The organism is Piscinibacter sp. (assembly GCF_050175855.1).
Classification (GTDB): Bacteria; Pseudomonadota; Gammaproteobacteria; order Burkholderiales; family Burkholderiaceae_C; genus Piscinibacter.
The window spans coordinates 1-9,153 of the sequence record NZ_JBFXIO010000202.1; the positions used below are offsets into that span (position 1 = coordinate 1).

Sequence of the window (9,153 nt, forward strand, 5' to 3'; positions counted from 1 at the left end):
AGTCGGCGACGGCACGCGCGAACTGCGGGTGTGCGAGCCAGTGGGCCGAGTGCGTGGGCACCGGCAGCAGCCCGCGTGCCATCTTGTGCTCGCCCTGCGCACCGCCCTCGAAGCGGCGGTAGCCATTCGCGATGCACCACTGCAGCGGCTGGTAGTAGCAGGCCTCGAAGTGCAGGCAGTTCACCTGCTCGGTGGCGCCCCAGTAGCGGCCGAAGGCCACCCGGCGATCCGGGTCGATGGCAACGAGCGAACAGGCGATGCGCTCACCGCCGCGCCGGGCGACGAACATGACCCAGTGCGCCGGCATCGTCGAGCGCATCCGCTCGAAGAAGTCGCGCGTGAGGTAGGGCGTGGAGTGGTGGGCGCGGTAGGTGAGGGTGTAGCAGCGGTAGAAGAAGTCCCAGGCTTCGCGGTCGATCGCTTCGCCGGCCAGCGTCTCGAATCTCACGCCGGCCTCGGCGACGCGGCGCCGCTCCTGCTGGATCTTCTTGCGCTTGTCGCGCTGCAGGCTGGCCAGGAAGGCGGCGAAGTCGGCAAAGGGATCCGGTTCGGGGTTCTGCCAGTGGAACTGCACGTTGGAACGCAGCATCCAGCCTTCGGCCTGCGCCGCCTCGCGGTCGTCGTCGGAGAGGAACAGCAGGTGGGCCGACGACAGCTTCTGCTCGCGAGCGAACTGCCGCATCGCGCGCAGCAGCAGCCGGCGCTCGGCGGCGCCGCGGGCCAGCAGCCGCACGCCGGGCACCGGCGTGAACGGCACGGCGCCGAGCAGCTTCGGGTAGTAGGCGAGGCCGTGCCGCTGGTAGGCATCCGCCCAGGCCCAGTCGAAGACGTACTCGCCGTAGGAGTGCGACTTCAGGTAGAGCGGGCAGGCGCCGACGAGCGCCTCGCCTTGGTGCATCGTGAGGAAGCAGGGCTGCCAGCCAGTGGCCGCCGTCGCGCTGCCCGAGGCCGTGAGCGCGAGCAGGTAGGCATGACGCAGGAACGGCGTCGCACCGGGATCGGCGTCGAGCAGCGCGTCCCATGCCGCGCCGTCGATCGTGGCAGGGTCGTCGTGGACCCGGATGACATAATCGTTCGAGCCTTCCTCGAGGCGATCGCCGACCGTCTCCAACCCGTTCTCGCCGCGCACCATGTCAGCCCAGCCGCCCGTCCAGGTCGCCCTCGCGCAGATCAACGTGACGGTCGGCGACATCTCCGGCAACGCTCAGCGCATCGTCGAGCAGGCCCGCCGCGCGCATGCGCAAGGGGCGAGGCTCGTGCTGTTTCCCGAACTGAGCCTGTGCGGCTATCCGCCCGAGGATCTGTTGCTGAGGCCGGCCTTCATGCGGGCCTGCGCCGATGCGCTGGCCGGCTGCGCGCAGGCGCTGGCGGAGCTCGACGGCTTGCACGTGGTGGTGGGGCATCCGCATCAGTTCGGTGATCGAGGGGATGTTAGGTCGAAGTCGGTGGCGGTGCAGCAGCGCTACAACGCGGCCTCGGTGCTGGCAGGGGGACGCATCGTCGCCACCTACTGCAAGCGCGAACTGCCCAACTACCAGGTCTTCGACGAGCGCCGCTACTTCGCCTCGGGCCGTGACGCGGCCCAGGGGCCGGTGGTGTTCGACGTGGCCGGCACGCGCTTCGGCCTGCTGATCTGCGAAGACGCCTGGTTCGAAGAGCCGGCCGCCGCAGCGCGCGCTGCCGGGGCGCAGGTGCTGTGCGTGCTCAACGCGTCGCCGTTCCACCTCGGCAAGCATGCCGAGCGCGAAGCGCGCATGGCCGAGCGCGCGCGCAGCGTCGGCTTGCCCTTGCTCTACTCGCACCTCACGGGCGCGCAGGACGAGGTGGTGTTCGACGGTGCGTCGTTCGCGGTCGACTCGCAGGGCTCGGTGGTGGCCCGCGCGCCGATGTTCGAAGAGGCGCTGACGCTGGTGCGGGTGGACGGGCCACGCGTGAGCGGCCCCATCGCCGAGGTGCCGGTGATCGAGGCCCAGGCGTGGGCGGCGCTGGTCACCGGCGTGCGCGACTATCTCGGCAAGAACGGCTTTCCCGGCGCCATCATTGGCCTGTCCGGTGGCATCGACTCGGCGCTGGTGCTGGCGATCGCCGTCGACGCGCTGGGCGCCGACAAGGTGCGCGCGGTCATGATGCCCTCGCCCTACACGGCCGACATCTCCTGGATCGACGCGCGCGACATGGCAAGGCGGCTGGGCGTGCGCTACGACGAGATCTCCATCGTGCCGATGTTCGACGCCTTCCGCGCCAGCCTGGCGAGCGAGTTCGCCGGGCTGCCGGAGGATGCCACCGAGGAGAACATCCAGGCGCGCATCCGCGGCACGCTGCTGATGGCACTGTCGAACAAGTTCGGCTCGATCGTGCTGACCACCGGCAACAAGAGCGAGATGGCCACCGGCTACTGCACGCTCTACGGCGACATGGCCGGTGGTTTCGCGGTGATCAAGGACGTTGCCAAGACCCTGGTCTACCGTCTGGCGAACTGGAAGAACGCCCAGGGCGCCGAGGTGATCCCGCAACGCATCATCACCCGCCCGCCCTCGGCCGAACTGCGGCCCGACCAGACAGACCAGGACAGCCTGCCGGCCTACGAGGTGCTCGACGCCATCCTCGAGCGCTACATGGAAGACGACCAGTCCATCGAGCAGATCGTCGCTGCGGGTTTCGACCCGACCGACGTCGAGCGCGTGACGCGGCTCATCAAGATCAACGAGTACAAGCGCCGCCAGGCGCCGGTGGGCATCCGCATCACCCACCGTGCCTTCGGGCGAGACTGGCGCTATCCCATCACCTCGAAGTTCCGCGCTTAAACTAGGCGCAGTCCCATCGTTCCGGAGCAGGCCATGAAGCAGATCACCGCCATCGTCAAACCGTTCAAGCTCGAGGAAGTGCGCGAGAGCCTGGCCGAAGTGGGCGTGACTGGCCTGACCGTCACCGAGGTGAAGGGCTTCGGCCGCCAGAAGGGCCACACCGAGCTGTACCGCGGCGCGGAGTACGTGGTCGACTTCCTGCCCAAGGTGAAGGTCGAGGTGGTGGTCAAGGATGCGGATGTGGAGCGCTGCATCGAGGCCATCGTCAAGGCGGCCAAGACCGGCAAGATCGGCGACGGCAAGATCTTCGTCACGGCGATCGAGCAGGTGGTGCGCATCCGCACCGGCGAGACGAACGAAGACGCGGTCTGAGCCTGAAGCAGGCTCAGATGCGCCCGTAGTCGTCGGGCGCGGTGGCGCGCGGCGCCAGGCGTCCGACGGCATCGAGCAGGGCGACGGGGTCGACGGCGACCTCGAGCAGCGCATGCTGCTGGGGCGAGACGAACCCACCTGTCACCGTCTGGCCGAGGAAGCCGAGCAGGGCGTCGTAGTAGCCGTCGACGTTGAGCAGGCCGACCGGCTTGTCGTGGTAGCCGAGTTGGCGCCAGGTCCAGACCTCGAAGAGTTCCTCGAAGGTGCCGATGCCGCCGGGCAGGGCGATGAAGGCGTCGCTGCGTTCGGCCATCAGCCGCTTGCGCTGGTGCATGGTGTCGACGACATGCAGCTCCGTGAGCCCCGCATGGCCGACCTCGCGCTCCATCAAGGTGCGCGGGATCACGCCCACCACCTGGCCGCCGGCCGCCAGGGCCGCATCGGCCACCCGGCCCATCAATCCCGCGCGGCCGCCGCCGTAGACCAGCTGCCAGCCACGCCGCGCGATGCCTTCGCCGATCGCCTTCGCAGCGCGGGCGAAGGCCGGTGAGGCGCCTTCGCGCGAACCGCAGTAGACGCACAGGGACAAGCGGGTGCTCACGCGGCCGCTCCGAGGCGCTGCCACAGTGCGGCGAGCCAGATGGCGGCGCACAGAAGCAGCGAGAGCATGACCGCGGCACTGGCGATGTCCTTGGCGCGCTTGGACAACTCGTGAAGCTCGAAGGAGATGCGGTCGATGGCGGCCTCGATCGCGGAGTTCAACAGTTCGACGATCAGCACCAGGATCACCGACCCGGCCAGCAAGGCGACCTCGACCCAGTCTCGGCCCAGCCAGAACGCGGCCGGCAGCATCACGACAGCGAGCCAGAACTCCTGGCGGAAGGCGCTCTCACCCCGGTAGGCGGCCTGGATGCCGGCCACCGAATAGCCCGCGGCTCGAATGATGCGCTCGATACCGGTGCGGCCCTTGTGCGGATTGCTCATGGGCACGCATTCTGCCCGTGCGAACACGCGGCGCTCAGCGCTTGCGCACGGCTTTCCACTCGATCAACCGGGTGCCGCACAGCGCGTCGTGGAGGAACTGGCGACTGGGGTGCAGCAGGCTCAGGCCGGCGTAGGTCAGCACCCCGGCGACGAGGATGATGGACACGGCCAGGCCGCCCTGGATGCCCGCGAAATGGGCGGCGGCGAGCCCGGGCAGGAACCACAGCCAGGCCGCGAGGTAGCGACAGGCCGCGCGCAGCGGCGAGACCGGCTCGCCGTTCGAGGTGACCAGGCGGATGTTCCAGGTCTGCATCGGCAGCGTCTGGCCGGTGCGCGACCAGAACCAGACGAAGTACAGGCCCAGCACAAGGAACTGCACGACCTGCATGCCCGTCTGCCCGGTCATCGCATGCCGCTGGCCCATGGCGATCGAATACACCATGCCGGCGGCCCAGACCACGCCGAACAGGAGCACGCCTTCGTACAGGAAGCAGGACATCCGCCGAACAAGGCTGGGCGTGCGCCACTCGGCGGTGGCGCTTGCGTCGACGGCCGCGCTCACTTGGAGCGACTCTGAGATCGCTGCGGGGGCTGCGGCGACGCGGCCGCGCCTTGCGCTCCGCGCTGCGGCAGCAGCGTCTGCTTGTCGACGAAGCCGGGTGTCGCAGCGATCTTCGGCAGCCCGGGTTGCTGGTGCACCGGCGGAGTCGGCCGCTTGGAGATCAGCGACGTCGTGGCGCCGGGCGCGGCCTGCACCACGGTGGGCGCGACCGGGCGGGGCGCTGCCGCGAAGTTGGGATTCGGCACGATATTCGACTTCGCCTGCACCCCGTCACGCGAGGGCTGGGCCGCGCGACGGGCGGCATCGGCGTTGCGCGCCGGCGGTTGTGCGGGCGGAGCGGCACGAGCCGCCAGCTTGCGGCGCTGCTCGGGTGTGAGTTCCTGGTAGGCCTGCCAGCGGGCTTGGCGCTCCTCCGGCGTCATCTGGCGTGCCGACTGGAAATTCAGGCGTGCCTGACCGCGCTCGGCGGGTGACATCTTGGCCCAGGCCGTCATCCGCTCCGAGATGCGCTGCTGTTCGGCCGGCGGCATGCCGGGGTAGCGGTTGGCGATCTCCAGCCACTTCTGCTTGCGGGCCCCGTCGATGCCGGACCAGTCGCGCTCGAGCGGCTTGAGCGCCGCGCGCTGGCTGGCAGAGAGGTCCTGCCAGCGCGGGCCGTTTTCGGCGGCTGCGGCCGCGGTGGTTCGACTGCCCGCCTGGGCCTGAGCCTGCATGGGCAGCAGTGCCGCGACGCCCAGCGACAGCAGCGTCGCCGCAATGGCGTGGAGCCTCGGAGGTGCGTTCCGTGGACGGTGCGGGGTCATGGGCACCCCGTCAGTCGCGAGGTGACTTGAGGAACTCAACGAAGCCGGCGTCGTTGTACGCCGCCGGCGGGAGGTCGTCGGCCAACAACTCGGCGTCAATTTCAGCGGCCGTCTCGATCTGCGCCTCGGAGTGCATGTACTGGATCAGGAACAGCCCGGCGGCCAGTGCCAGCAGCGGCAGCAACGAACCCAGCTTGATCCACCAGCCGCCGCCCCCGAGCACGGCGGCGCCCGAGGCACCCACCGCGATGGCCGGACGGCTTTCCGCGGCACGCACGGCGCGCGCGCGTTCCAGCGCCTTCTCGCGCGCGAAGCGCAGCCGCTCGGAGATGTCGGCATCCATCTGTTCCGCACCTTCGCTCAGCCGGGCGGCCAGGCGCAAGCCGATCCGGGCCTCCAGGGCATCCCGTGCGGCGATATGGACGGCAGTGTTCGAGTTCTTCACGGTGCGATTCCCTTTGCCTGCAGGGCCCTGGCCAAGGCATGCACGGCTCTGGAGCAGTGTGTCTTGACCGATCCCTCCGAACAGCCCATCACCTGAGCGGTTTCGGCGACATCGAGTTCCTCCCAGTAACGCAGCAGAAAGGCCTCTCGTTGACGCCCGGGCAGCTGCTGGATCTGTTCGTCGATCACCAGCAGGATCTGGGCCCGCGAGACCGAGTCTGCGGCGCTTTCGGTGCCGGAATGGGCACCGTCGAGCGACTCCAGCGCCTCCAGGATGTTGAAGTCTCCCTCGTCGTCCGTGGTCTCGAAATCCGAGAAGTTCCGCACATGGGCATTGCGCACCTTCTGCCGGCGAAACCAGTCCATGGTCGCGTTCGACAGGATGCGCTGGAACAGCAGGGGGAGTTCGGCGGCCGGCCGGTCGGCGTACTTCTCGGCCAGCCGGATCATCGAATCCTGGACGATGTCGAGAGCGGCGTCCTCGTCCCGGACGGCGTAAGCCACGCGCTTGAAGGCGCGCCTGTCTGCGCTCTTGAGGAAGTCGGCGAGTTCTTTGTCGGAGGCCAAGGGCGGGGTGCCTCTGAGGGGCGAGGCCCGGTGGGACGCGCGGAATTATGTCATCGCCCCATTTCGAATCCGGCCGCGGCACGGTCGAGGTGCAAACAGATGTCATAATGCTGCTTTGCACAACAGCTGGGTCATGAGCTGGACGTCCGACCCGGACGCCTCGTATTCCTGACCGCGCAGGCACCACACCCGTCTCACGAGGATGCGGAGAGGTGCACCGATGGTTTTTCGTCAGAGAAATTCACTGAGGTTCTAAATGGACATGTCTGCCGCGGAAGTCAAGCGTGCCGCTTCGGCACAACCGCAAACTCCCCCCCACGCCGATCCGAACGGATCGGAAATCCTGGTCCGCTGCCTGCAGGCCGAAGGCGTCAAGTTCCTCTGGGGCTACCCCGGCGGAGCAGTGCTCTACATCTACGACGCGCTGTACAAGCAGAACACCATCGAGCACGTGCTGGTGCGCCACGAGCAGGCGGCCATCCACGCGGCCGACGGCTATGCCCGCGCCACCGGCGAGGTGGGCGTCGCTCTCGTCACCTCGGGCCCGGGCGTCACCAATGCCGTGACCGGCATCGCGACGGCCTACATGGACTCGATCCCGATGGTGATCATCACCGGCCAGGTGCCGACGCCGGCGATCGGCCTGGACGCCTTCCAGGAGTGCGACACCGTCGGCATCACGCGCCCGATCGTCAAGCACAACTTCCTCGTGAAGGACGTGCGCGACCTGGCCACGACGATCAAGAAGGCCTTCCACATCGCCCGCACCGGCCGCCCGGGGCCGGTGGTGGTCGACATCCCGAAGGACGTGTCCCTCAAGACCACGCCGTTCCATTACCCGGCCACGGTCGAGATGCGCTCCTACAACCCGGTGCGCAAGGGCCATGGCGGGCAGATCCGCAAGGCGGTGCAACTGCTGCTGGCGGCCAAGCGGCCGTACATCTACACCGGCGGCGGCGTCATCCTCGGCAATGCTTCGGCAGAACTGCGCGAACTGGTCGACCTGCTCGGCTACCCCTGCACCAACACGCTGATGGGCCTCGGCGCCACCGCGGCCAGCGATCCGAAGTTCCTCGGCATGCTCGGCATGCACGGCACCTACGAAGCCAACATGACGATGCAGAACTGCGACGTCCTGCTGGCCGTGGGCGCGCGCTTCGACGACCGCGTGATCGGCAACCCGGCGCACTTCGCGTCGGTGCAGCGCAAGATCGTGCACATCGACATCGACCCGTCGTCGATCTCCAAGCGCGTCAAGGTCGATATCCCAATCGTCGGCGATGTCAAGGACGTGCTGCAGGAGTTGATCGCCCAGATCAAGGAGGCGCAGGCCAAGCCCGATGTGCAGGCGCTGTCGGCCTGGTGGGGCCAGATCAACGAGTGGCGCAAGCGCGAGTGCCTGAAGTACAAGAACAGCGATGAGGTGATCAAGCCGCAGTACGTGGTCGACAAGCTGTGGGAGATGACCCGCGGCACCGACTGCTACGTCACGTCCGACGTCGGCCAGCACCAGATGTGGGCGGCGCAGTACTACCGCTTCGACGAGCCGCGCCGCTGGATCAACTCCGGCGGCCTGGGCACGATGGGCGTGGGCCTGCCCTATGCGATGGGCATCAAGCTCGCCAAGCCGGATGCGGACGTGTTCTGCATCACCGGCGAGGGCTCGATCCAGATGTGCATCCAGGAGCTCTCGACCTGCTCCCAGTACAAGACGCCCGTCAAGATCATCTCGCTGAATAACCGCTACCTCGGCATGGTGCGGCAGTGGCAGGAACTGGATTACCAGGGCCGCTACTCGCACAGCTACATGGACGCGCTGCCCGACTTCGTCAAGCTCGCCGAGGCCTACGGCCACGTCGGCCTGAAGATCGAGAAGCCCAGCGACGTGGAGCCGGCGCTGCGCGAAGCGATCCGGCTGAAGGACCGCACTGTCTTCCTCGACGTGCGCACCGACCCGACCGAGAATGTCTGGCCGATGGTCAAGGCAGGCAAGGGCATCACGGAGATGCTGCTGGGGTCCGAGGACCTGTGACGCGCGAAACGCCGGCGAGGGCGGGCGCCTGACCGGGCGCGCGCCAGGAGCCGGCGGGACGCGCCGAACGCCCGGATCGAACTTTCTTCTTCCTCGACAGCGTGGCCAAGGGTCGTCGGTTACCGCCGCCGGCCTGAAGAGCGCGCCAATCCATCATGAAACACATCATCGCTTTGCTGCTCGAGAACGAGCCCGGCGCGCTGTCGCGCGTCGTCGCGCTGTTCTCGGCCCGTGGCTACAACATCGAGAGCCTGACGGTCGCGCCGACGGAAGACCCGTCGCTGTCGCGCATGACCATCGTCACCACCGGCTCCGACGAGGTGATCGAGCAGATCACCAAGCACCTGAACCGGCTGATCGAGGTCGTCAAGGTGGTCGACCTCACCGAGGGCGCCTACACCGAGCGCGAGCTCATGCTCATCAAGGTGCGCGCCGTCGGCAAGGAACGCGAGGAGATGAAGCGCATGGCCGACATCTTCCGCGGCCGCTTCATCGACGTGACCGAGAAGAGCTACACCATCGAACTCACCGGCGACGCGGGCAAGCTCGATGCCTTCATCGAGGCCATCGACCGCGCCGCCATCC

Annotated in this window: 11 protein-coding genes; 4 read left to right on the plus strand and 7 right to left on the minus strand. The window is 68.0% G+C overall.

What is annotated here, in order from left to right; all coding sequences use genetic code 11:
* Positions 1-1,132 (minus strand): GNAT family N-acetyltransferase (locus AB7U92_RS15510; protein WP_428578617.1); only part of this gene is annotated, 1,132 nt, incomplete at its 3' end.
* Between AB7U92_RS15510 and AB7U92_RS15515 the strand changes: the two genes are divergently transcribed.
* Both AB7U92_RS15515 and AB7U92_RS15520 read left to right on the plus strand, forming a co-directional pair.
* Complete coding sequence (locus tag AB7U92_RS15515; RefSeq protein WP_428578620.1) at positions 1,131-2,804, plus strand: NAD+ synthase; 1,674 nt, start codon at positions 1,131-1,133, stop codon at positions 2,802-2,804. The genes AB7U92_RS15510 and AB7U92_RS15515 overlap by 2 nt on opposite strands.
* A gap of 33 nt (positions 2,805-2,837) precedes the next feature.
* The gene (locus AB7U92_RS15520; RefSeq protein WP_428578623.1) at positions 2,838-3,176 is read left to right on the plus strand and encodes a P-II family nitrogen regulator; all 339 of its coding nucleotides are present in this window, start codon (positions 2,838-2,840) and stop codon (positions 3,174-3,176) included.
* Between the two features lie 13 nt (positions 3,177-3,189).
* Here the strand turns inward: AB7U92_RS15520 and AB7U92_RS15525 are convergent, their stop codons facing one another.
* The 6 genes from AB7U92_RS15525 to AB7U92_RS15550 are packed head-to-tail and all read right to left on the minus strand — an operon-like array spanning position 3,190 to position 6,536.
* Positions 3,190-3,777, minus strand: a complete 588-nt coding sequence (locus AB7U92_RS15525) for a TIGR00730 family Rossman fold protein (RefSeq protein ID WP_428578626.1) — start codon at positions 3,775-3,777, stop codon at positions 3,190-3,192.
* Positions 3,774-4,160 carry a diacylglycerol kinase gene (locus AB7U92_RS15530; protein ID WP_428578629.1) on the minus strand — a complete coding sequence of 129 codons (387 nt, stop codon included), beginning with the start codon at positions 4,158-4,160 and terminating at the stop codon, positions 3,774-3,776. The genes AB7U92_RS15525 and AB7U92_RS15530 overlap by 4 nt, the downstream gene beginning before the upstream one ends.
* Before the next feature lie 34 nt (positions 4,161-4,194).
* Positions 4,195-4,659: an RDD family protein gene (locus tag AB7U92_RS15535; RefSeq protein ID WP_428578632.1), complete on the minus strand. Its 465-nt coding sequence runs from the start codon at positions 4,657-4,659 to the stop codon at positions 4,195-4,197.
* Between the two features lie 59 nt (positions 4,660-4,718).
* Entirely contained in the window at positions 4,719-5,525 is an 807-nt protein-coding gene (locus AB7U92_RS15540) for a DUF3106 domain-containing protein (RefSeq protein WP_428578635.1), read from the minus strand.
* Between the two features lie 10 nt (positions 5,526-5,535).
* Positions 5,536-5,970, minus strand: coding sequence for a DUF3619 family protein (locus AB7U92_RS15545; protein ID WP_428578638.1), 435 nt, complete (start codon positions 5,968-5,970; stop codon positions 5,536-5,538).
* Positions 5,967-6,536 (minus strand): RNA polymerase sigma factor, encoded by a 570-nt coding sequence (locus tag AB7U92_RS15550; protein ID WP_428578640.1) that lies wholly within the window; start codon positions 6,534-6,536, stop codon positions 5,967-5,969. The genes AB7U92_RS15545 and AB7U92_RS15550 overlap by 4 nt, the downstream gene beginning before the upstream one ends.
* 256 nt (positions 6,537-6,792) lie before the next feature.
* Here AB7U92_RS15550 and AB7U92_RS15555 point away from each other — a divergent pair, with 256 nt between their 5' ends.
* Both AB7U92_RS15555 and ilvN read left to right on the plus strand, forming a co-directional pair.
* Positions 6,793-8,568: an acetolactate synthase 3 catalytic subunit gene (locus AB7U92_RS15555; RefSeq protein ID WP_428578643.1), complete on the plus strand. Its 1,776-nt coding sequence runs from the start codon at positions 6,793-6,795 to the stop codon at positions 8,566-8,568.
* Positions 8,569-8,723: 155 nt separating this feature from the next.
* On the plus strand, positions 8,724-9,153 hold a 430-nt coding region (gene ilvN / locus AB7U92_RS15560; RefSeq protein WP_428578646.1), incomplete at its 3' end, for an acetolactate synthase small subunit.